Source organism: Hydrocarboniphaga effusa AP103 (genome assembly GCF_000271305.1).
GTDB classification, from domain to species: Bacteria; Pseudomonadota; Gammaproteobacteria; order Nevskiales; family Nevskiaceae; genus Hydrocarboniphaga; species Hydrocarboniphaga effusa.
This window is the reverse complement of record NZ_AKGD01000002.1, coordinates 657,973-679,789: the sequence shown is the minus strand read 5'-3', so window position 1 is coordinate 679,789 and position 21,817 is coordinate 657,973. Positions and strand designations below refer to the sequence as shown.

At 63.8% G+C, this 21,817-nt stretch carries 15 protein-coding genes; 2 read left to right on the top strand and 13 right to left on the bottom strand.

All coding sequences use genetic code 11. The features are described from left to right. Positions 1 to 32 precede the first annotated feature (32 nt). Entirely contained in the window at positions 33 to 1,697 is a 1,665-nt protein-coding gene (locus WQQ_RS14375) for a choice-of-anchor tandem repeat GloVer-containing protein (protein WP_007185943.1), read from the top strand. A gap of 140 nt (positions 1,698 to 1,837) precedes the next feature. Here the strand turns inward: WQQ_RS14375 and WQQ_RS23125 are convergent, their stop codons facing one another. The 9 genes from WQQ_RS23125 to WQQ_RS14330 all read right to left on the bottom strand — a co-directional run bounded on the left by WQQ_RS23125 (position 1,838) and on the right by WQQ_RS14330 (position 16,594). Next, positions 1,838 to 4,570: a Calx-beta domain-containing protein gene (locus WQQ_RS23125; RefSeq protein ID WP_050997696.1), complete on the bottom strand. Its 2,733-nt coding sequence runs from the start codon at positions 4,568 to 4,570 to the stop codon at positions 1,838 to 1,840. A 194-nt stretch (positions 4,571 to 4,764) separates the two neighbouring features. Next, complete coding sequence (locus WQQ_RS14365) at positions 4,765 to 5,973, bottom strand: DUF1565 domain-containing protein (RefSeq protein WP_157534694.1); 1,209 nt, start codon at positions 5,971 to 5,973, stop codon at positions 4,765 to 4,767. Positions 5,974 to 6,008: 35 nt separating this feature from the next. Continuing rightward, entirely contained in the window at positions 6,009 to 8,825 is a 2,817-nt protein-coding gene (locus tag WQQ_RS23120; RefSeq protein ID WP_157534693.1) for an FG-GAP-like repeat-containing protein, read from the bottom strand. 72 nt (positions 8,826 to 8,897) lie between these two features. Beyond that, positions 8,898 to 10,283, bottom strand: coding sequence for an O-antigen ligase family protein (locus tag WQQ_RS14355; protein ID WP_040454173.1), 1,386 nt, complete (start codon positions 10,281 to 10,283; stop codon positions 8,898 to 8,900). Beyond that, a complete protein-coding gene (locus WQQ_RS14350) occupies positions 10,280 to 11,239 on the bottom strand; it encodes a sulfotransferase family protein (RefSeq protein WP_007185938.1) in 960 nt (319 codons plus the stop codon). Before WQQ_RS14350 ends, WQQ_RS14355 begins: the two co-directional genes overlap by 4 nt. 7 nt (positions 11,240 to 11,246) lie before the next feature. Then, the gene (locus WQQ_RS14345) at positions 11,247 to 12,173 is read right to left on the bottom strand and encodes a sulfotransferase domain-containing protein (protein ID WP_007185937.1); all 927 of its coding nucleotides are present in this window, start codon (positions 12,171 to 12,173) and stop codon (positions 11,247 to 11,249) included. A gap of 49 nt (positions 12,174 to 12,222) precedes the next feature. Then, positions 12,223 to 14,472: a polysaccharide biosynthesis tyrosine autokinase gene (locus WQQ_RS14340; protein WP_007185936.1), complete on the bottom strand. Its 2,250-nt coding sequence runs from the start codon at positions 14,470 to 14,472 to the stop codon at positions 12,223 to 12,225. A 318-nt stretch (positions 14,473 to 14,790) separates the two neighbouring features. Next, the gene (locus WQQ_RS14335) at positions 14,791 to 16,038 is read right to left on the bottom strand and encodes a threonine ammonia-lyase (RefSeq protein WP_007185935.1); all 1,248 of its coding nucleotides are present in this window, start codon (positions 16,036 to 16,038) and stop codon (positions 14,791 to 14,793) included. A 4-nt stretch (positions 16,039 to 16,042) separates the two neighbouring features. Next, positions 16,043 to 16,594: a DUF4124 domain-containing protein gene (locus WQQ_RS14330; protein WP_040454172.1), complete on the bottom strand. Its 552-nt coding sequence runs from the start codon at positions 16,592 to 16,594 to the stop codon at positions 16,043 to 16,045. A gap of 104 nt (positions 16,595 to 16,698) precedes the next feature. Here WQQ_RS14330 and WQQ_RS14325 point away from each other — a divergent pair, with 104 nt between their 5' ends. Further along, the gene (locus WQQ_RS14325; protein WP_007185933.1) at positions 16,699 to 17,448 is read left to right on the top strand and encodes a phosphocholine cytidylyltransferase family protein; all 750 of its coding nucleotides are present in this window, start codon (positions 16,699 to 16,701) and stop codon (positions 17,446 to 17,448) included. A 137-nt stretch (positions 17,449 to 17,585) separates the two neighbouring features. Here WQQ_RS14325 and WQQ_RS14320 read toward each other — a convergent pair whose 3' ends face one another. Genes WQQ_RS14320 through WQQ_RS14305 form a run of 4 tightly spaced genes read right to left on the bottom strand, consistent with a single transcriptional unit; the run spans position 17,586 to position 21,803 of the window. Beyond that, positions 17,586 to 18,380 carry a nucleotidyltransferase family protein gene (locus WQQ_RS14320; protein ID WP_007185932.1) on the bottom strand — a complete coding sequence of 265 codons (795 nt, stop codon included), beginning with the start codon at positions 18,378 to 18,380 and terminating at the stop codon, positions 17,586 to 17,588. Next, positions 18,377 to 19,528 carry a hypothetical protein gene (locus WQQ_RS14315; protein ID WP_007185931.1) on the bottom strand — a complete coding sequence of 384 codons (1,152 nt, stop codon included), beginning with the start codon at positions 19,526 to 19,528 and terminating at the stop codon, positions 18,377 to 18,379. Before WQQ_RS14315 ends, WQQ_RS14320 begins: the two co-directional genes overlap by 4 nt. Further along, positions 19,525 to 20,610 carry an LptF/LptG family permease gene (locus tag WQQ_RS14310; protein WP_007185930.1) on the bottom strand — a complete coding sequence of 362 codons (1,086 nt, stop codon included), beginning with the start codon at positions 20,608 to 20,610 and terminating at the stop codon, positions 19,525 to 19,527. Before WQQ_RS14310 ends, WQQ_RS14315 begins: the two co-directional genes overlap by 4 nt. Next, the gene (locus WQQ_RS14305) at positions 20,607 to 21,803 is read right to left on the bottom strand and encodes an LptF/LptG family permease (RefSeq protein ID WP_007185929.1); all 1,197 of its coding nucleotides are present in this window, start codon (positions 21,801 to 21,803) and stop codon (positions 20,607 to 20,609) included. Before WQQ_RS14305 ends, WQQ_RS14310 begins: the two co-directional genes overlap by 4 nt. Positions 21,804 to 21,817 lie beyond the last annotated feature (14 nt).

The window sequence follows — 21,817 nt, the reverse complement described above, 5'->3', positions numbered from 1 at the left end:
TGATCAATTCGTTGTCCCTCGGGGGGTCTCAAATGTCGTGCAACTCACTCAACGCCATCTACCTGTCGATGGCGTCTATCGGCTTGTGTGCCGTCGCCACGGCACATGCCGAGCCCTACGCCATCGAGCGTGTCGCGCGCATTCCTCCTGCGGAATCCTGGGAATTCCAGTCGTTGATCCTCGGCAGCGATGGCAAGCTCTACGGCACCGCTACGGTCGGTGAAACCGGCTACGGCAAGCTGTTTCGCCTGCCCGTTGCAGGTGGCGACCCCGAAACCATCTACGATTTTCCGGGCAGCGATAACGATGGCTACAGGCCTTTGGGTTCGCTGGTACTCAACGGCAATGGCTCGCTGTCGGGCACCACCGCTACCGGCAATCGCTTCCAGAATACCTGCGGCTCGGTGTTCACGGTGACGCAGAACGGAGCCGTCACGCTCCACGCTCTGTTCGACGGCCGCGCCGCATACGGTTGCGCCCCTTACAGCGGCTTGGTGGTACGTCCCGATGGCGCCTTCATCGGCACCACCTCGGGCTACTCGCCCAACGCGCGCGACAACGGCAGCATCTTCCGCGTCGCCGCCGACAGCACCGCTCCGACCGGCCAGCTCGTCACGCTCACGCATCGCTTCGCCGACGGCGAAGGCGGAGCCAACCCGCTGGCCGATCTGATCGAAGGCCCGGACGGTCGCCTGTATGGCAGCACGCACAGCGGCGGCCAGTTCGGCAAGGGCACGCTGTTCTCGGTTGCCAGCGATGGCAGCGACTTTCTCAAACTGCACGATTTCAACGGCAGCAATGGCGCAGCCCCGCAATCGGCACTGATGCTGGCCCCGGACAACACGCTCTGGGGCACCACCGCGCTCGGTGGTGCCAATGGTGTCGGCACCATCTTCAAGCTCACCTCCACGGGACAGTTCACCTTGGTGCACAGCATGACTTCGGCCGAAGGCGAAGTGCCGAGCAAGCTCACCGTGGGCGCAGACCGCAATTTCTACGGCACCGCCAAGGATGGCGGCAGCGCCAACCTGGGCTCGGTGTTCCGTATCACGCCGGCCGGCGTGTTCACGAAGATTCTCGACATCACCAGCACCTTCAAGCATCCGGTGACCGGGCTGGTCTCGGCTCCGGACAACATGCTCTACGGCGCCACCGCGTTCGAAATCTTCCGCATCAACGGCGTGTCGAACGGCCAGCCGCCGAGCCTGACACTGAGCTTCTCGTCGGACACCATCAACGCCGGTGGCAGCACCACGCTGAGCTGGACTTCGACTCAAGCCACCCGCTGCGCCGGCACCGAGCCGACCAGCTTCACCAAGGGCAGCTTCGCCACCAGCGGCTCGCGCCTGATCACCGACAAGAACACCAGCGGTGGCGATACCATGTATTCGATGACTTGCACGGGCCCGGACGGCGAGGTATCCGCCTCGACCACCTTGCACGTGGTCGCACCGGCACCGACGTTGACGCTCACTGCCGATCCGATGACGCTGCCCGCCGGCTCAAGCTCCACGCTGACCTGGGCGCCGACCAACGCCAAGAGCTGTGTGGCGTCGGGCACCTGGAGCGGCGAGAAGAACGCCAAGGGCAACAGCACCTCGATCAAGCGCGCCAAGGCCGGTGTCTACGCCTACACGCTGACCTGCAGCAACGATGCGGGCTCGGTGGAGCGCACGGTGAACGTGACGTTCCAGTAACCAGCGCAAGGCCGTAACGGAAAGGGCCGGCATTGCCGGTCCTTTTTTATTGGGACTTTGGAAAACGGCTCGAAACGAGCCGATCGCTTTTGCAGTTGATGTCCCCCTCCCGCATGCGGGAGGGGGACAAGTCATCACGCTCAGCGGTTGACGTTGCGGATCACCACCGTGTGCAGGGGCTTCCTGCCGATTTCGGAGCCGCCGCTCGGGCTCGACAAGGAGATCGTGAACTGCTCGTTCTTTTCCTTGACGCTGTCCCAAGTGATCGGAACCGTGATGATCTTGTCGGCGCTGTCGCCATCAGCCCAGTTCAAATCACCCGACGCGGCCGTGTAGTCTTCACCCGCAATCGCCGTATCGTTCGCCGTGCTGTAGTGCACGCCGATCGCACCGATGCTGCTCTTGCCGCGGCTCACGATGACGCTGACGGTACCTGCATTTTCATCGACAGGCGCCCTGACGACCGCAAACTGCAAGCTGCCGCCGGCGACATCGTCGCTGGTGATCGACGCGACGCTCTGAGCACGTTCGATGGTGGCATCACCAGTCACATCGCTCAGCGTCATCGTGAACGTCTCCACATCTTCAACGAGCGCGTCGTCGATAATCGGCACCATGATCTGCTTCTGGCTATTGTCACCGTCAGCCCATTCGAGCGTGCCGCTAGTGGCCTCGTAATCCTGCCCTGCGATCGCGGTGCCGTCCGAGGTCTGATAGCGCACGCTCACGGTACCCGCAACGCCACCGCTGCGATTAACCTTGAACACCGCACTGCCCTTCTTTTCCTTGGCCTGCACAGTGTCAGAGGTCAAACGCAGCTTGCTCGGTGGAGCATTGGTGATATGAGCAAGAAGTTCGGTGCCGATGAATTCGAGCCTGAACTTGTATGCGGTCGGTGCGCCACCGAGAACGAAGTTGGCCGTTCCTACAGCGGAAGCGCTGCCGAAACTGGCCAGCACAACGCTGTCCTTTTTCGCAGCGAGCTCGATTCCGGCGCTGTGCAGGTCAACCACCACCGGTCCACTGCCGACGATCTGCAGCGAATCCGCCACCAGGCGATCTGAAGGCAGATGGTTGCTGACATCCAGTCGCAGATGCGCACCACCGCTGAGCGTCAGCGTGTTTTCGATGCTCAGCGTACCGATGCCACCCTCGACAGCGGAATCACCCGGCGAAATCGTGCCGCCGGAAGCAACGGTAGCGCTGCCGACGAAGCCGTTGCCTCCCAAGGTCGCACCATCGGCGATGCTCAGTGCCCCCGTGCCGTTCGTCCTTCCATGCGCTGCGTTGGCATACAGCTGCGCACCAGCGCTGACCACGGTCGTACCCGAGTAGCTACCTGCACGCTCAAGACGCACTCGACCGCTACGCACTTCCACGCTTTCGAAACCGGAAAGCGCGCAGCGACAATCGACATCGCCATCGAACACCAAGCTGTTGCTACCTGCACCACCGGTGATTGCGCCGCCGATACTGCCGCCCAGCAGAGTGACGGTATCGTCGCCGTCGCCCATATCGATCGCGAGATCGTTGTCAAAAGCGGCGATCTCGCCGGAGTTCGTGAGCGTGTCTTTGCCAGCGCCCATCTGGATCACGGCACCTTCAGCCGCATTACCCGCACCGTGGATACGGCCGGCCGCAGTATTGACGATGCTATCCGCGCGATCGCCGGTGAGGCGGATCGCATAGCTGTCGTAGCCGCGAATCAGGCCTTCGTTATAGATCGTGGTCGCCGCAAACGCATTACCACCACTGGAGTTATCGACCAGAATGCCGTGGCCCTTGGTGCCGCTGGCGCTGGTGTTCTGTCCGGTAATTTCCGCGCCTTCGTAGTTGTTGATGCCGCCGCCGCCAATCGACACGCCCTCGGGATTGTTGCCCAAGCCATCGGACCCGTTACCGCTAGCACCGACGCCACGAATCACACCGTAATTGTCGAGCGTGACGATACCGTCCACATCAACGCCATCACCGTCGCCGGTGTTGTAACGCTCCGAATCGAACTGGCCGATGATGGTGCCGTGATTGGTGACGGTCGCATTGCCCATCACGCTGCCGTTGCTGTCGATGTTGATGCCCGAGCCATTCAGGCCGGTGATCGTCGCGCCTTCTTCATTGACGACGTTGATGGTGAACGTGCTGTTACTCGCTCCACCCGTGATGCCATGACGGCCTGAAACGCTGCCGCCTTCTTCATTGGTGATCTGCACGCCCGTGTTGTTCTGCGCATCGATGCCGTCGCTGCTGCTCGCGCTGGTCACAGCGCTGGAAGTTTCCGCAGTCGGAATCGCTTCGATGCGACCGGCGTTGTAGATCACGCCGTTGATGCCTGGACGCACCGCGTCCGCCGCATTCGCTTGAATCAAGCCCGTGGCGTAGTTGTTGAGCAGGTTCGAGCCCACGGCCGTGATCGCGTTCCAATCAAGCGCCTGGCTACCGCCCTTGGATGGATTGGCCGACAGCACGCTACCCGAGTTGTCGAGTGCGATCTTGCTACCCGCGACGTTGACGCGAATGGTGTCGCCATCCGCCGAGCTGATCACCGCGCCTTCGTTGTTGACAATGTTGATCGTCGCGATGTTGCTGCCGCCACTGTTGTCGATCGTGCGTGCAGTGCCGGTCTGGCGAATCTTGCCGCTATTGACGAGGTTGGACGTACCGGTCCCGGTGATGTTCACCGCAACGGCGGACGACACATTGAGATCGCCCGCTGCCGTCACATTGCCGGTCTGCGTCGTGCCCGCAGCCGGATTCAAGGCCTGCGCCGTGTTGTTGTTGCCACTGATGTCGAAGCTGGCCGCAATCGCCAACGACATCACGCTCAAACCCGACACGCACGCAATCGCGCGACGACCCACTCGCCAGTACGACATGTGTATCTCCCCTTAGCCCATATCCCGATGAAACCCGATGTCGCGCCCATTGCGGGCGACCGACAAATGACATGGGAGGCTAAAGGCGGAGCGTGAAAATCACGTGACTTTTTTGCGACAACGCTGGAGTCCAAGCAATGCAAAGGGGCCGGCATCGCCGGCCCCTTTGCTATCTCTGCAGCATCCTCAAATCATCAAACCGGAGCCTGCAAGGTCGGCACTCGAATCACACCTTGAGGGTCAGTGACATCGGCCGCCTTGATCGGCGGCATGGCGCTCGCGAGCACTTTGTATTGCGCCGGGCTTCCAAGCGACAGCGCACTCGCATCGATCAGCTTGGTGCCGGTACCGCCGTGGCGCATGTCGATGAAGTTGGCGGAGTTGGTGTAAGAGAGCAACAGAACCGCCGGATTGGCGCTGCTATTGAACCCGAAGTGGCAAGAGCTGAAGGTCACGTCTTCGACGATTTGAGTCGAATTACCGCCTCCGAGACTGACGCAGCGAATGCTTTGCTGCGCGGCTGCGAAGTTGCAGCTGATGAACGCGACGCGATCGGCGCAATCGGCCTTGAGCAAGGGACTCGAAAGCCCCGTCAACCCACCAGTTTCAATCTGAGTGCCGACCACGGTCAAACCGAAAACACGGTAGTTTCCACCCGATCCAGTCAAAACGATCTGCGAGCCCATGTTTTTGCTAATCAGGCTGTCGTAAATGCGGCAATCGCCCACGCCGGTGGGGCCGGTCGGCTCGACAAGATTGCTGCTGCCATCCATTTTGAGGCCGCCGGTGTTCGGATCGATCGTTCCGTTCGAAATGCACACTAGCCCTGACATTGAGCACAGGCAACCCCCCTCCACGACAACGCCCCACCCCGCATGCCCGCTGACCAGAACGTTGTTCAGCACAACATGGCTGGCTTTCTGAATCAGAAGACCGCCACCCTGTTGCTTGTTGGACGAAGCGCCCGGGTCCTGGATCGCGATGCCATCGATCGTAATGCCGCGCGGCAAATCCCAAGCCAGAGTTAGCGGATCTTGCGTCGGCACGATCTTGACGAGCGCATCACCGACAAAGCCAGCGCGCTTAGCGAGCACGGTGCCTTTACCGGATTCGGTGCGTGAAGCCTCGCCGATCAGGCTGACGCCGCTCGGAAGAACGATAGGCGACAGAAAGCGATAAGTTCCGCGAGCTACGAGAATGTAGCCGCCGGTCGGCTTCACCGCTGCAATCGCAGTAGCGAAGATCAAGGAATAGTCCGTCGTTGTTCCGTCGTTGGTGATCAAGTAACCGAAAGTTGAAGTCGTCTGCGCAAGTGCCGGCGTCGAGGTCAATCCCAATGCCGCCACTCCCACCGCGCCGATCGCGCCTGTACGCAACAAATGTCTACGCTCGATATTGCTCATCGTTATCTCCCAGCATGAAAAGGAGTGGATGCCGCTCAAGGCGCTGTCGTAACGCTGAAGTTGCCTGAAACCCCGCCGACGGTGAGCGTGGTTTGAGTCGTCGTTTCCGGCGTGGTCGCAGCGCGCACGCGCACCTGAACTTTCTGCACGGGCTGCATGACACCGGACGCGCTGGTCCATTCGCTCCAGACGCCGTTGGTCGAGAGACGATATTCACCGCCGCTGACACTAATCGCGGCCGGTGAATTGAAGCCGGTCAGGGTTTGATTGCGCGCGACGATCCACTTCTTGAGAGCAACGCCCGTCTTGGACTCGAAGCTGAAATCATCAGGACTCGAGTCCGGTGCTTCGTCGTTATCAACGATCGTTCCGACTGCAGTGGTCTTGAGCAGCGAAGCGGTAAATTGTGGAGAGTTGAGCAGCAAGGCTCCGCCGCTGACGGTGATGTCGGGCGAGCCGTTGCCGTCGAAATCAGCAACAGCTATCAGGCCAAATCCAGTGCCCGCAGCAATGTTGGCCTCGGGAGAAAAGCCACCTTTTCCGTCGCCGCTCATCATCGCGACGACGACAGCACTATCGTCGCTGACAAGCACCAGTGTCGCCGCAATATCATCGTTGCCATCCCCATTGAAATCAGAGACGGCAATATTGCCGATGGAATAGCGCCCAGCTTCAGCAGCCAGCCCAACGGGAACACTGACGGGGGCACTGAAGTTGCCAACACCATCGCCGAAAAGAACAGCCAGATTATCGACACCGCCCACGACGAGATCGAGATTGCCGTCGTTTTCGATATCCGAAACCGCGATCGATCCGGGGAACGTCATCGCATAGCGTTTGGCAGTGCCAAATCCGCCATTACCATCGCCGAGAAACACCGAAACTCGATCTACATTGGTATTGGCAACCGCAAAATCCATCTTGCCATCGCGATTGAAATCAGCTGTGACGACAGATAGAGGGCTGCTACCAACGCGCTGATCCACTGCGGCATCGAAACCACGATTGCCATTACCGTACAGAATCGAAACGAAGTTGCTGTCCACATTGGCAACGATCAAGTCTTGAAATCCGTCATCATTGAAATCCGCAGTAGCACTATCGATAGGTGTTTCGCCTACGGAATAGGTGATCGCTTTCTGGAAAGTCCCGTTGGCTTTTCCGAACAAAATGGAAACGTAGTTTCCGACATTGTTCGTGAGCACCAAGTCGAGCTTGCCGTCCGCGTCGAGATCGACCGAACGTATGGAGTTCGGTGATGGGTTTTCCGGCCGGCCGCCCAGGAACGAAGTCGGATTTCCGAACCGGCCTTGGCCCTCGCCCATTCGAATTTCGACGTTGCCGCCCCTGATCACTGCAATATCCTGCTTGCCGTCCCGGTCGAAATCACCTGCGGCGACACCGCGACCTACGCGAAAATCCAGAGCCGCGCTGAAGCGACCTTCATCATTGCCACGAAGCACCGATACAGCTCTGCTCTTCGTGTCTGAAGCAACGATGTCCAAGTTGCCGTCACTATCGAAGTTGGCGAGCGTCATGCCAGAGACGGCAGCACCCGCCAGGTAACGGTCGCCGACGGAAAATCCGCCTGTGTTGTCGCCGATGAATAGCGCGATAACGCCTCCGACGCTCGCGGCCAAATCGATATCACCGTCGCCATCGAAGTCGGCTGCTTGAATGGAGCTCACCGAATTCACGAACAGGAGTTGTGACGATTCGACGAAGCTGCCGCTCCCGGAGCCCAAACGAATAGTGATGCGATCCCCATCAGGCGCGCTGGTCGCTATATCGGGAATACCGTCGCCGTTGAAATCAGCCAGGGCAGCGCGCCTTGCATCACCGATCGACGACACGGCAGGGGAAAATCCGCCGACTCCGTCTCCGAGTAAGGCTGTGATTCCACTACCCGAAGCCAACAGATCAAGCTTGCCGTCACCGTTCAGATCCGCAGCGGTGACAAAGTACGGCGCGAATCCTCCGGAAAGATTGAGCGGTGCCGAGAACCCACCGACGCCATTTCCCCAAAGAACGGAGATGGAATTTGAAAGTATGTTTGCGACGACAAGGTCCGACTTTCCATCTCCATTGAGGTCGGAGGAACTGACCCAACTCGGCCGAGATCCCACTGGATATGCCACCGGCGCACCGAAGTGACCGCTCCCATCGTTGATCAGTACCGACACGGTGTCCTGAATCTGATTTGCCACCGCGAGATCGACTTTTCCGTCGCCGTTGAAATCGGCTCGCGTGATACCTCGAAGATCGATGCCGGCCGGATAGAGAGCAGGCGCAGCGAAGCCGCCGTCACTATCGGCCAACAAAACCGCGATGTTGCCGTCGATAGATATCGAGACGGCAATGTCCTCTCGGCCGTCACCGTTGAAATCGCCACTGGTCACAGCAGTCGGCCTGCCGCCGGCCGCATACGCAGGTGCGGAGTTGAACTCGATGGCCGGGTTGAACGCTGCCGGCTTTCCTAGCTTGACCTTGAGTCTTTCATCGGGCTCCTCGGTCGTATCTCCGAGCACCGGAACGCGGATGACGCCCTGGATCAAACCTGCAGGAATCCGCACGAATCCGGGCTTTGAGTCGTAATCGACATCGGGCGTTGCCGTGTCGGGCGAGATCGAATACGGAACGACGATACTGCTTGCCGTGTCGCCACTGCGAACGACGGAGAAGTCGAGGCTCGACGCGCCAACGTTGGCCTCAGTAACTGAAGCTTTTTCGATGCTGAGCTGAGCTTCGGCAGATTGCGCGCTCAGCGGAAGCAAAGCTCCGATGAAAAGCGTGAGAAGCGATTTATGCAGTAGTGGCGTCTTCGAGACGCGCCCCCAGACCATATGCGGCATGATCAATCCCCCTTGAAAATCCCCTTGACACTGACATTAGCGCTGCCAGGTTTCGAGAGATTGGCAATTGAGTTACAGCCGGGGACCCGGCCTCGATCGAGGCGCTGGCAGCGGGGCATCGCCCATCGTGTCATCCGCAGCACCGACCTTGTCGTCGGGCTCGCGCAACCTGAGCATGATGCCCATCAGCAGCGCCATCGTCGGCATGCTCAGATACATCGTGAACGTATCCGAGAAAAACATGCGTGCGAGTTCGCCCATCAGCATGCCGGCCGCCACCGCTTTGACGCGGCGAACGTTCGGGTCCGAATCGCCGACCAGCAGGTTGAACAGCACCAGCCCCCAAAATGCGATGAACGAGAGCAGGCCCAATACACCCATCTCGAAAAAGATGCGCAGATACGAATTGTCGACGTTGATCGAAGTCAGCGCCGTGGTGGTCTTGTAGCCGATGCCGATCGGCGTCCAGCCCAACAAGTTGACGAGCTGCGCCCAGTTGTCCCAGCGCGAGGTCTGCATGAGCGAGCGGCTGTCGGTGAGGCCGAAGCGCATCATCACGCCGCGCAGGAAGTTGTCGTCCACCAGCATCGCGGCCAGCGGCAACAACAGCAGCAGGGCGATCGCGAATACACCCACCACCGGCACGATGCGGCCCGCATTCGATCGGCCGGCACGCAGCATGAACAGCAGGGCGAAGAACATGCCGGCGGCCACCTGCAGCACCGCGGCGCGCGAGGCGGTGACGATGATCCCGTAGATCAACAGCCCCAGCGTGACGAGCAACTGCCAGCGCGGCAGACGACCGAAGCCCAGCCAGCGCAGGCATAGCGCTGACATCGCCCAGCCGGTGATGAGGTGCGAGAAGCCGCCCGAGTTTCCAAGCATGCCGCCAGCGCGATACACCACGCCTCCCGATTCACCCAGATGCAGCGCCTGCTGATGCTCGCGCACCGCTCCGAATATCCAGTACACGAACATGCCGAGCAGCACGCCGGCCAGTCCGCTCCACCAGAACCAGCGCACGGCGCGCTCCGCAGCCTGCGGTGTCCAGCTCAAGCTCAGCGCAATCGCGAACGGCGTGTAGATGGCGATGAGCCGATAGACCGAAGCCAGCGTCTTGATCTTGGAGGTCTGCGCGCTGAGCACCGAGATCAGCGCCGTCCCCAGGAACACGAACAGCGCGAAGAAGATCGCCGAACGCGGCAATCGCAGCATCAGCAGCAGCATGAGCGGAAAGCCGATCAGGTCGACAAAGCCCGCATGCGAGTCGCCGGTGACGCCGTGCGCGCCGCTGTTCTGCATCGGCAGCGAGATCACGAACACCGGGATGGCGAGCAGGCACAGGTAGATCAAGGAGCGCTGGGTCACGTGATCGAAGCGCAGCAGTCCCGCCGCGCTCGGCCACAAGGTCTCGGGCGCAAGCCACACCTGCGGCGACTCGTTTGCCTGGCCTCTCATGCGAAGCGCCTCGCTGATGGTGCGAGCGAGTCAGTGGCTTCGTCGCCCTCGCGCCAGCTACGCAAATCCCAGCCGAGCAGGCGTTCGAGCTTGAGCAGATCGTCGTGAAAGTAGGCGCGCATCTCGGCGCGCAGCTCAGGCGTGAGCGCGGCGCGCCGCGACGGCTGGCGCAGATGCGATTTGATTTTTTCGATCAGCGGATACCGCGCGCGGCGCAGATGCGTGCGCAGTCTCCAGACCGGCACTTTCAGCAACGCCGGCGGATCGAGCACCATGCTCGCGACGAGCCTGGAGCGATGCCGATGCGAGGCATTGACCACCGGGAATTCGCTCCGTCTATCGTCGTCCAGCCCGAGGAACGCCAGCGTCTGACGATAGATGCGCGCCGGGTCGTCGCGAAAATCTTCGAAGCGGATGAACAGCACCGCGTCGCGGCTCACGTGACGCAATAGGTTCTCGACTTGCTCGCCATAACGGCCGATGGCGCCGTACTGCAAAAACTGCGGTGCCCGGCAGGCACGTGGAATAGCATGGCCTTGCGCACGGCGATCCTGCATGCGCCAGGCGGTTTCGAAATCGGGCTCGTCTTCGTTGAGAACGTAGACCTGCTCCATATGAAACGCATGCGCGACGTCGACCGGGTCGCGCAGCATGGCGACGAAGCGGGCCCGAGGGTCGAAAGCGACGATGCGCTCGACCGCGCAATCGGAGCGCAGCGTGTTGGTGGAGCCTTCGGCGACCACGCGATGCTGCTCGCCGGCTTTTTGGAACAGCGCGAGATAGTCGTCGAGAGTGCCGAGCGCGTGCTGGTCCGCAAGCCCTTTGTAATCGGCGGACCAGAAAAAAGGCTCCTTCGGGTCGCTGAAGAAAACCTGCGGATGCTCCGCAAGGTATTGCGCGAGCGCGGTGGTGCCGCACTTGGGCGCGCCGACGATGAAGGTGTTGGGCCTGTGCATGCGGCGCTCAGCGGCCCGCGACGGGCGGCGTGAGCCAGTCCTGCAGGTTCCAGCCGAGCAGGCGCTCCAGCGCGAGCACGTCGGGGCGGAAATGTTCGAGCATCTCCTGCTGCAATTCCGGGCTCGGCATCTGCCGCTGCTGCTGTCGGTACATGCGGCGCTTGAGCTTTTCGATCACCGGATAGCGCTTGCGCACGAGGTGGCGGCGCAGTTGCGTGACCGGAATGCGAATCGGCGCGGGCGGGCTGTGGAAGAGCTTGGCGAGCAGCGGAAAGCGATGCATGCGCGACGGCCCCATCACCGGAAACTCGGCGCGACCATCGTCGGGCATCCGCAGAAATTGCAGGGCCTGGCGATAGATTTCGCCCGGGTCGCGCTTGAAGTCGTCGTAGCGCACGAACAGGATGGCCTCGCGCGGCACCGTTCGCAGCAGGCGCTCCACCTGCGGCCCGAAGCGCGGAATGCTGCCGTATTGCAGCATGAACGGATCGGGGCAATTGGCCGGAATGTGCTCGCCGCGACGACGCGCGGCCTGCAGCTTCCAGGCGGTTTCGAAATCCGGCACGTCCTCTTGGAACACCAGCAACTTCTGCATGTGATACGCGCGCGCCACTTCGACCGGATTGCGCAGCATGACGATGAAGCGCGCATCGGAGTTGAAGCCGAGGATGTTCGAGGCCGCGGCCTCCGAACTCAGATACATGGTGGAGGCCTCGCCCACCACGCTCGCCTCGCCCGCGTTGCGGAACAGGTGCAAGTAGCTGTCCTGCGTCGGCAGCGCGTTGCGCCGCGCGAGCCACGGAAAATCGGTGGCGAAGAAGCCCGGCTCCTTCGGATTGCAGAAGAACGCGCCCGGATGCCGGCCCAGGTAATGCACGAGCGAGGTCGTGCCGGACTTCGGCGCGCCGATGATGAAGGTGTTGGGTCTGGTCACGAATGAACTCGTCGAGGGAAGCGACGCGAATAAGCCAAAAGCCGGGCGCTCAGGCCTGGTATTCGTAGTAGCGATATCCGTAGTCGCCGTAGCCATAGCTGCCGGCGCGCGCGCCGACCTGATTGAACAGCACGCCGTGCAATTCGATATCGGCCGCGGCCATGCGGCGCACCGCATCTTCGATCTCGCTCATGCGATGCGTCGCGCTCTTGATGACGAACAGCGAGGTGCCCGCATGACGCCCGACGATGGCCGCATCGGTCACCGCGAGGATCGGCGGCGTATCGATGAGCACGCAGTCGTAGCGCTTGGACAACTGTTCCACCAGTTCGGTGAAGCGCGAATGCAGCAGCGTTTCGGCCGAATTGGGCGCATGCGCGCCGCGTGAAACGTAATCGAGCCCGACGATGTCGGTGCTGCGCACCACGCTGTCGTAAGGCGTTTCGCGGCGCACCACGTCGGTCACGCCCTGGCCCACTTCGTTGCTGAAATACGTGTGCAGGCGGCCGCGACGCAGATCGGCGTCGATCACCAGCACGCGGCGCCCGGACTGCGCGAGCACGGCGGCGAAGTTGACGGTGATGAAGGTCTTGCCGAGCTCGGGCGCCGGGCCGCACATCATCACCACGTTGTTGCTGGCCTGGCGCAGCGTGAGCTCGAGCGTGGTGCGCAGGCTGCGCAGTGCTTCGATGGCGGGCTCTTCGGCTTCGAGCTGCGCGAGCACGCGCGCGCCGCCGCTGTCACCGCTCTTAATCGCGCGCGCGATGCGCCGCTGCTTGCGCGAGTAAGGCAGCATCGCGAGCGTCTGCAGGCGCGTGCGGCGCTCGAGCTCGGACGGGTCTTCGACGCCACCGATCATGCCGCGCTGCACGAACACCCAGACCACGCCGAGCAGCAGTCCCAGCGCCAGCGAGATCGGCGCGATCGTCATGAGCTTGGGAAAGCTCGGCTTGAACGGCTCGTTGGCGGTATCGACGATGCGCACGTTGCCGACGGTGCCGGCCTTGGCCACCTGGTAGTTCTGGATCGAGGCCAGCATGGTGTTGTAGAGCTGCGTGTAGGCCTGCACGTCGCGGCTCAGGTTGAGGATCTCCTGCTGCGTCGGCGGCAATGCGCCGAGGCGGCCCTTGAGCCGGTTCTGGTCCTGCTCGACCGACCGCAGCTGCTGGACGATCGATTGCACCGCCGGATGCTGCGCGGTGAATTGCTGCTTGATCTGGTCGAGCTGCTGGATGAGGCCCAGGCGACGCGTTTCGAGGTTGGCCGAGCTTTCGAGCAGCACCTGGGTTTCGGCACCGAGATCGGTGGAGCCGTGCTTTTGCTGGTACTGCGCGAGCTGCTCCTGCGCTGCCAGCATCTGCGAGCGCAGCTTCGGCAGCTGGCTTTCGAGGAACTCGAGCGAGCGCTGCGCATCGAGCGAGCGGCGATCGATGTTCTGCTGCAGGTAAGAGGCTTCGAGCGCGTTGACGAAGTCCTTCACCATCGCCCGCTTGGGGCCCGAGAAACTGATCGCGATGACACCCGATGCGGTTCCGAGCTCGGCGATCGTCATGCGCCCGAGCAGATTCTTGACGGTGTCGTCGTGCGAGAACTTGGTGACCGAAAACAGCGTTCCGGGCTGCGCCCTGAGCTGGCTCACGAGCAGCCTGATGCTGCCGTCGGCGCTCGCGGCCGGCACGCCGACCTTGCCGCGCAGCACTTCTTCGCCCCACGGGATCGACAGCGAGTAACCGTCTTCGGTGGCGCGCAGCTCGAACTCGTCGTTGAGCAGACCGCGCGGCACCTCCATCGATTCGATGCCGATGTCTTCGCCGCCCCAGGCCCAGCGCCGGAACGGGCTCCAGACCTTCACGGGCTCGGCGCTGCCGCCGTTGATCATGCGCGAATAGGCCGAGCCGATGATCGGAAAGTGGCGCGGATACGCCACCACCTCGAGGTTCATGCGCTCGATCACCGGATCGAGCACCAGGCGCGTCATGAGAATCTGCAGCTCGCCCTCGGTCTGCAGCAGCGCGCCGGACAGAAACGTGGGCAGGGCCTGGAACTCCGCACTGGCGGCGGCAGTGGCCGTCTTGCCCGGATCGTCGATCTGCACGACACCGGTGGCGACGAACGACGGCGGCACCAGGAACGCGATGCACAACCCGAGCAGCAGCACCACCGAGGCCACGATCGCGATCGTCCATCGCCCCGCGCGCAGCAAGTCGAAGATTTCGCGCAGGCTGATCTGGTCGCCATCCGATGGCGATCCGAATCCCGATGGCTGCGGCCGGGAAAACTGGGGGCGTTCGTTGTACACAGAAGAATCCGCGGCGAGGATGGGCCGCCATGAGCCGCGCAAAAATATGGCAACTGTGTTGCAGTTTCGTTTAAGGCTGCGGGGCGGCTGGGCTTTTGTGACAAGCGGGTTTGTAACGGTGGCAAGGCGCTTTGCGCGCTGCATTCCGTCCTCTCTCCCGCGTGCGCGAGAGAGTCCCGCGCCAGCGAGGGAAGTGAGGAAGCCTCGCTTGGACAAGGCGCTCGATGCGGGGGTGCTCCCTCACCCGGCGCCGACGCGCCACCCTCTCCCGCACGCGGGAGAGGGGAAAGGCATGCAGCGCGCTACGGAGAGACGCCCCTAGTCGAACTCCATGCCACCCACCCCCCGCCTGACCGTGAACCCGGCCGCCTGCAGATCGCCGATGATCTGCTCGGCATGCGCCTCGTCCTGCGCTTCGATCAGCAGCTCCAGGCTCGCGTTCTTGGCGTGCGTGCCGGCGTGCAGGCGCTCGTGATGCACCTGCACGATGTTGCCTCCGCTCTCGCCGACGCGGCCGGCGACGCGGGCCAGAAAGCCCGGACGATCTTCGATGTCGATGGTCAGGCTCACGAGCCGCGATTCGTGCACGAGCTGGCGCAGCAGCACCGAGGCGAGCAGGCGTGAATCGATGTTGCCTCCGCAGATCACCAGGCCGACCTTGCGTCCCGCGAAACGGGCCGGATCGCTCAGCAATGCGGCCAGGCCGACCGCGCCGGCGCCTTCGGCGATCACCTTCTCGATATTCGCGAGCAGGCCGACCGCGCGTTCGATGGCGGCCTCCTCGACGCGCATGAGTTCGGCGACCTCGTTGCGGATGATCTCGATCGTGAGCTTGCCGATGTTGCGGACGGCGATGCCCTCGGCGATCGTCTGGCCGCCCTTGACCAGATTCAGATCGCCCTGCAGCGCCGCATAGGCCGACGGATAGCCGGCCGATTCGACACCGACCACGCGCAGCTCCGGCTTGATGCCGTGCGCCGCGATCGCCATGCCGCCGATGAGCCCGCCGCCGCCGATCGGAATCACCAGCGTGTCGAGTTCGGGAGCCGCGGCGAGCATTTCGAGCGCGATGGTGCCCTGCCCGGCGACGACCTTCGGGTCATCGTAGGGATGCACGAGCGTCATGCCGCGACGGCCGATGAGCTCTTCCTCGAGGAAGGCCTGCGACTCGGCCAGCGATTCGCCGTGCAGGATCACCTCGCCACCGAGCTCGCGCGTGTTGCGGACCTTGGTGAACGGCGTGTTGGTGGGCATCACGATGACGCTTTTGATGCCGAGCCGGGTCGCGTGATACGCCACGCCCTGGGCGTGATTGCCGGCCGACATCGCGGCGACGCCGGCGGCGCGCTCGGCCTCGGTCAGGCTTTCGAGCTTGTTGAGCGCGCCGCGCTCCTTGAACGAGGCGGTGAACTGGAAGTTCTCGAACTTGAGCCAGACCTCGGCCCCGGTGATGCGCGACAGCACGCGCGAGCGCCGGCACGGGGTCTCGATGACCTGGCCTTTGAGCACCTCGGCGGCGCGCTTGACGTCGTTGAAGCTGACTGCGGGAGTGGCGGATGCGTTCATCGCTCTATTGTCGGTCTCTGGGCCTGTCGGGCGCTTGAGGAGATTTCCGGGGCTTGGGGGCGGGGCGGGCCGCGGCCCCCTTCACGCGGCCGTTCTCGAACTGCACCACCTCGCGCTTGCGGTCCCGACGATAAACCCAGCGCTCGCCGCCCGCACCCGCGCCGGGCTCGATCGAATCCGGCGCCCCGCGAACGTGGCGTACGTCGGCTGCGCTCATGCCGGCCACCACGCGCCCTTCGACGAGCCCCTGGCGCACCCTTGCCGCCTCCGCCTTGCGCTCCTCGTGGAGTCGCAGCCACTGCGCGTCGGCATCGCCGCGCGAATCGAGCTCGCGTTCTCGGCGTTCGTCGTGGGCGGCGGCCAGATCGGCTTCGCCGCCTGCGGCGATCGTCGGCGGGCGGCGCTCGGCCATTGGCTCGCTGCCGGCCGCGCAAGGCGTATCGGTGTAGACCGTACGGCCAGCCTGCTCGCAGCGGTAGACCGCCGCCTCTGCCCGCAGGCTCAAGACACCGGCCATCATCGCAAACCCCAGCCACCGCTTCGTCTCGCCACGCATGCGCGCTCTCCCCGATTGGTCACCGACCGAAGAAGTCTGTGCGGGATGGTGCCGTCGCACCGTAAAATAGCTCTCACTTTCGAGCTGGATTTCCGTACGCGTACATGAAGGCCCTCATTCTCAGCGCCGGGCAGGGCAGCCGCCTGCTGCCGCTCACCGTCAGCCGTCCCAAATGTCTCATCGAACTCTCGGGCCTGAGCCTGCTGGAGTGGCAGCTGCAGGCCCTGGCGGCGGCCGGCGTCACCGAAGTCGTCGTCGTCACCGGCTTTTCGATGGACCAGGTCGAAGCCGAAGTCGCCAAGCGCGCCCCGGCCGGGCTGCGCGTGCGCACGCTCTACAACCCGTTCTACAAGCTCGCCGACAACCTCGCGACCTGCTGGCTGGTGCGCGCCGAGATGCAGGGGCCCTGCCTGATCCTCAACGGCGACACGCTGATCGAGCCCGAGATCGCGCGCCGCCTGCTGGCCGCGCCGGATGCGCCGATCACGGTGACGATCGACCGCAAGCCGTCCTACGACAGCGACGACATGAAGGTGCACACCGAAGGCAGCCAGCTGCAGGCGATCGGCAAGACGCTGACCGCCGACGTGACCAACGGCGAGTCGATCGGCTTTCTGCGCTTCTCGGCCGAGGGCGCGGCCCGCTTCGTCGCCGAGATCGAGCGCGTCATGCGCCTGCCCGAAGGCGTGAAGCTCTGGTATCTGTCGGCCATCAACGGCCTGACCCAATCCGGCTGCGAAGTGCGCGTCGTCTCGATCGAAGGGCTCGAATGGGGTGAAGTGGACTTCCACCCGGACGTCGATCGCGCGCGCGCGCTCACGGCGGGCTGGGTGCAGCGCTGGCTCAAGGGCTGAGCTCGTTGCTCCTCTCTCCCGCGCGCGGGATGATTGGAATAGGCGCCGTTTGGAATAGGTGTTCCGTCGCAGCGTGTTCCCTCACCCGGCGCTGACGCGCCACCCTCTCCCGCACGCGGGAGAGGGGACCGCATTAGTCAGCGTGCGACGATCTGACGCACCAGATCCAGATCCGCCGGCTTGTCGACATCCACCGCCGCGAGCCCGAACGGCATCTCGACGACTGCGAGCTGCGCGCCCGCGAGCCTGCCGAGCCGCCTCAGCGCGCCATCGAGGCTGAGCTTGTCGAGCAGGTACAGCAGCGCGGTCATCCAGCCGAGCCGGCGAATCATCTTGACCGGCCGCTTGCGCTGGTTTTCGATCTCGAGCCAGATGCGCGCGACACCGGCCGATGCGGGCGTGGCGAAATAGAACAGGTTGCAGCCCGAGTAGCGCCGGCCACGGAAGCGCAGCCAGGTGCGGCGCGTCTGCGGCAGTTCGCCGAGCACCGCTTCGCTCGGTGCGAGCGCGGCGCAGACATCGGCGCCGCGCTCGCGATGCTCGACGAAGTAACGCACCCACTCCGGCAACAGCAGCGCGTGATCGGCCGTGGTCACGAGCAGCGGAGTACCCAACCGTTCGAGCGCGGCGAGCACGCTCGAACTCGGGCTGTGCGCGGCTGCGATCACCTCGAGCGTCTTGTCGCCGGCCGCCGCGCGCAGCGCCGGATGCGCATCGAGCAGATCGGGCCGCTCGATCTGCACGACGATGCGCCCGATCTCCTCGACCGCCGCAAGCGCCGCGATCACGCGCTCGAGCATGCTGCGTCCGCCGATCTCGATGAGCGCCTTGTGCTCGACGCCCGCGTAGACCGCGAGCGGATCGCCGGGGCCGCGCGAACCCGCGAGGATCAGCGCGGTGAGCCCCGCAGTCGATGCTGGCGCAGCGCTCAAGCGGGCGCCTGCACGAGCGATTTCTGATAGACGCGATAGGTCTTGTACGGCTTGCCACCGACGGCTTCGATCATGCGCCGCATCGGCAGGTTGTTTTCGAGAATCCACGACAGTTCGGCGGTCTTGTAGCCGAGCGCCGCAGTGCGCGAACGAATCGCCTCGATGACGAGAAACGGCGCGAGCGCGGCCGCATACGGCGAGCCGATGTCGCGACGAACGCCCATCAGCGGCAGGCGTCCCGACTTCACGCCGCTGACTTTCAGGCGCCAGAGCAGCTTGGCCCAGTTGAACGGCAGCAGCTTGCCGTTGAATTCACGAATCGCCTCGTTGAGATTCGGCAGCAGGATGCCGAAGGCCACCGGACGGCCATCGATCTCGGCGATCGGGGCGAGCTTGGGATCGATCAGCGGCTTGAGCGCACGCGCGAGGTGATCGATCTCGGCCGGCGTGTACGGCACGAAGCCCCAGTTGTCGGCCCAGGCGTCGTTGAAGATGTGGGTGACGGTCTGGATGTCCTCGAGATAGCGCTTCGCATCGAGCGTGCGCACCTTGATGTTCGCCGGTTTGCGATCGACCATGCGCTGGGCCACCGCGGGCAGCGGGGCGGTGACGTCGTAGTTGTAGGCGATGAGATCCTTGGCCTTGACGTAGCCGGCACCTTCGACACGCGTGCCCACGTACGGAAAATCGTGGCTCATCATCACCGCGGGCGGCGTGTCGAAGCCTTGCACGAGCAGGCCGGTCTCCTCGTTGATCGAGAGATTGAACGGGCCGATCGCCACCGTGCAGCCGCGGGCCTTGAGCCAGTTCTCGGCGGTCTCGAACAGCGCGGAGAACACCTCCGCATCGTCGATCGCATCGATCAGGCCGAAATGCCCGGTGCCCGGCGCGGCGAGCTTGTCGACCTGCGCGCTGATGCGGCCGACGTCGCGACCGCCCTGCACCGCGAGCCAGAACTGCACCTCCGCGTGCTCGAAGTACGGATTGGTCTTCGGCGAAAGCGATTCGGCGCGCTCCATCTCGAGCGGCGCGACGTAGAGCGGATCGTGCTTGTGCAGCTGCGCGGGCAAGCGAATGAAGCGCTTGAATTCGGCCGGCGAATTCACCGGCACGATCTGCAATGCGGATGAAGCGGATGCGGTGGTCATAGCTTGTCGTATCGATGGAGCCAAGACAGTCCGAGGCCGCCGAACAGCAGCAGCGGGACGATCGCGGCGAAGAAAGGAGGAAGGCGTCCGCCCTGGCCGAGCGAGCCGAGCAGACCGACGGTGAGCGTGAAACCGAGGCCGGTGCCGAGCGCGAGCAGCAGCATGCCGCCGCCCTCGCCTCCGCGCTGCACCGAACGCGTCGCCGGCAAGGCGAGCAGCAGCATGATGGCCAGCGTGAACGGCGCGAGATAAGCCTTGTAGAGCACGGTGCGGTAATAGCTCGCCGGACGATCGCCGACGCGCCTGCCCGCGAGCACGCCGAGCAGCGCGGTGCTCGACAGCGGCAGCTGCGCGCTGTCCTGGCCGAGATCCGACGGACGCAGATTGGTCTGCCAGTTTTCCTCTGCGTTCGCCGCGCGCTCCGCGTGATCGTCGAACAGCCGCAGCGAGCTGACATCGCGCAGGCGCCAGCTGCGATCGCTCCACTGCGCCTCGCGCGCGGTCTTGCGGCCCGCGTATTGGCCCTGCTCGTCGCGCAGGTAAATCGTGACGCCTTGCAGCATGCGCCCGTTCGAACTCGTGCGCTCGACCGCGGTGAGCCCGTCCTGCGTGCGAAACCACAGGCGATTCGACTCTTTGCGCTCGTCGTCCTCGTCGGGCAGCTCGGATGCGGCCCACCAGTTGGCGAGCGAGGCTTCCGTCACCGGCACCACGCGATCGGAGACCACGAACTGAATCGCCGCGAGCCCGACCGCGACCGGCAACAGCGTGCCGACCACCCAGCGCAGGCGCAGGCCCGACGCGCGAATCGCGACGAGCTCGTGATTGCGCGCGAGCGTGTAATACGTGAACAGGCTGCCGACGAGCATCGCCAGCGGCAGCGCGAGCGTGAACTCGGTCGGCAGTCGCAAGGCCGCGTAATGCAGCACGCCGACGACGCCGAGCTTGCGCTTGAGGATGTCGGTAGTGACGTCGAGCAGCTCGAGCATCTGCAGCAGGGCGGTCAGCGCGATCGCGATGCCGATCACCTGCGCGAGCAGCAGGCGCCGCAGATAGCCGGCGAGCGGTCCGCCGAAGCTCATCGCGAGGCCGCCTTCGCGGCCGGCTTCTTGCGCCGGAGGTTGATGCCGCCGATGAGCCCTTCCACCGTGCCCACCGCGCGCGTCACCGGATTTTCGCCGGGGCTGCCAAGGCTCGCGCGGAACAGCCAGATCGAGAACGCCGAGAACAGCGCCAGCGGGCCCCATACCGCCGGAATCGCCGCGACCTTGCCGGACTCGGCGAGGCTCTCGCCGATCTGCACGCCCTGCTGCAACAGCAGCAGCATCAGGCAGGCGATGACCACGCCCGGCGCACGGCGCCCGCGCTTGGACGCCATGCCGAGCGGCACTGCGAGCAGGGGCAGCAGCGGCAGCGACAGCGAGCGCACGAGGCGCGCATGCATTTCACCCGCGAGTTCGGAGGGTTCCAGCGCCGGCTGCGCCGAATGCAGGTCGGCCCACAGCTCGGGCAAGGTGAGCTCGCGCTCGCTGTCCCCGCGCGGACGGAACGGCGGCGTGTCGATGGCGAAGTTCTCGTGCGCGACGCCGTTCTCGAAGGCGATGTTCTCGATCACGCCGTTGCCGTCTTCACGCACGATGTGGCCTTTCTGCAGCAGCAGCACGAGCTCCTTGCCACCCGCGCTCGGCACCAGTTCGCCGGTCTCGGCCGTAGTGATTTCGTCGAGTCCATCCGCGCTGTGGCGGATGAAGACGCGCGTCAGCTTGCGCCCGGTGCCGTCGACGCCATCGGCGGTCAGCACGAAGCCGCGGCCGGCGTCGGCGAACACGTTCTCCTGCACCTTCGCGTTCCAGCCCGCGTTCAAGGCGTCGTAGCGCACCACGTGATAGCGATAGCGGCTGTGCGGCTGCAGAAAGCCGAACAGGTAGAGGCAGAACACCGACAGCAGCACCGAGACGACCAGGAACGGCAGCGTGATCTCGAAGATCGAGCGTCCCGATGCGAGCAGCGCGTCGAGCTCGTTGTCCTCGCCGAGCTTGGCGACGACCATGAAGATGCTCGCGAAGAACGCGGCCGGCAACGCGAGCCCGAGGTAATGCGGCAGCAGGTTGGCGACCATCAGCAGCACCGGCTCGAAGGCCGATCCGCTCGCGGCGACGATGTCGAACAGGCGCAGCAGGCGCTCGAGCAGCAGCGCGATCAGCACGGTGCCGAGCGACACCGTGAGCGGACGCACGAGCAGGCCGAGCAGATAACGTTCGACGATGCCCGACATCAATGAGCCCGCGT

Coding starts and splice junctions, on each gene's coding strand:
- WQQ_RS14330 (WP_040454172.1), bottom strand. CDS start 16,594: ATGCGTGGCGAGACGAAGCGGTGGCTGGGGTTTGCGATGATGGCCGGT.
- WQQ_RS14305 (WP_007185929.1), bottom strand. CDS start 21,803: ATGTCGGGCATCGTCGAACGTTATCTGCTCGGCCTGCTCGTGCGTCCG.
- WQQ_RS14315 (WP_007185931.1), bottom strand. CDS start 19,528: ATGACCACCGCATCCGCTTCATCCGCATTGCAGATCGTGCCGGTGAAT.
- WQQ_RS23125 (WP_050997696.1), bottom strand. CDS start 4,570: ATGTCGTACTGGCGAGTGGGTCGTCGCGCGATTGCGTGCGTGTCGGGT.
- WQQ_RS14350 (WP_007185938.1), bottom strand. CDS start 11,239: ATGCACAGGCCCAACACCTTCATCGTCGGCGCGCCCAAGTGCGGCACC.
- WQQ_RS14355 (WP_040454173.1), bottom strand. CDS start 10,283: ATGAGAGGCCAGGCAAACGAGTCGCCGCAGGTGTGGCTTGCGCCCGAG.
- WQQ_RS14335 (WP_007185935.1), bottom strand. CDS start 16,038: ATGAACGCATCCGCCACTCCCGCAGTCAGCTTCAACGACGTCAAGCGC.
- WQQ_RS14325 (WP_007185933.1), top strand. CDS start 16,699: ATGAAGGCCCTCATTCTCAGCGCCGGGCAGGGCAGCCGCCTGCTGCCG.
- WQQ_RS14375 (WP_007185943.1), top strand. CDS start 33: ATGTCGTGCAACTCACTCAACGCCATCTACCTGTCGATGGCGTCTATC.
- WQQ_RS14365 (WP_157534694.1), bottom strand. CDS start 5,973: ATGAGCAATATCGAGCGTAGACATTTGTTGCGTACAGGCGCGATCGGC.
- WQQ_RS14310 (WP_007185930.1), bottom strand. CDS start 20,610: ATGAGCTTCGGCGGACCGCTCGCCGGCTATCTGCGGCGCCTGCTGCTC.
- WQQ_RS23120 (WP_157534693.1), bottom strand. CDS start 8,825: ATGCCGCATATGGTCTGGGGGCGCGTCTCGAAGACGCCACTACTGCAT.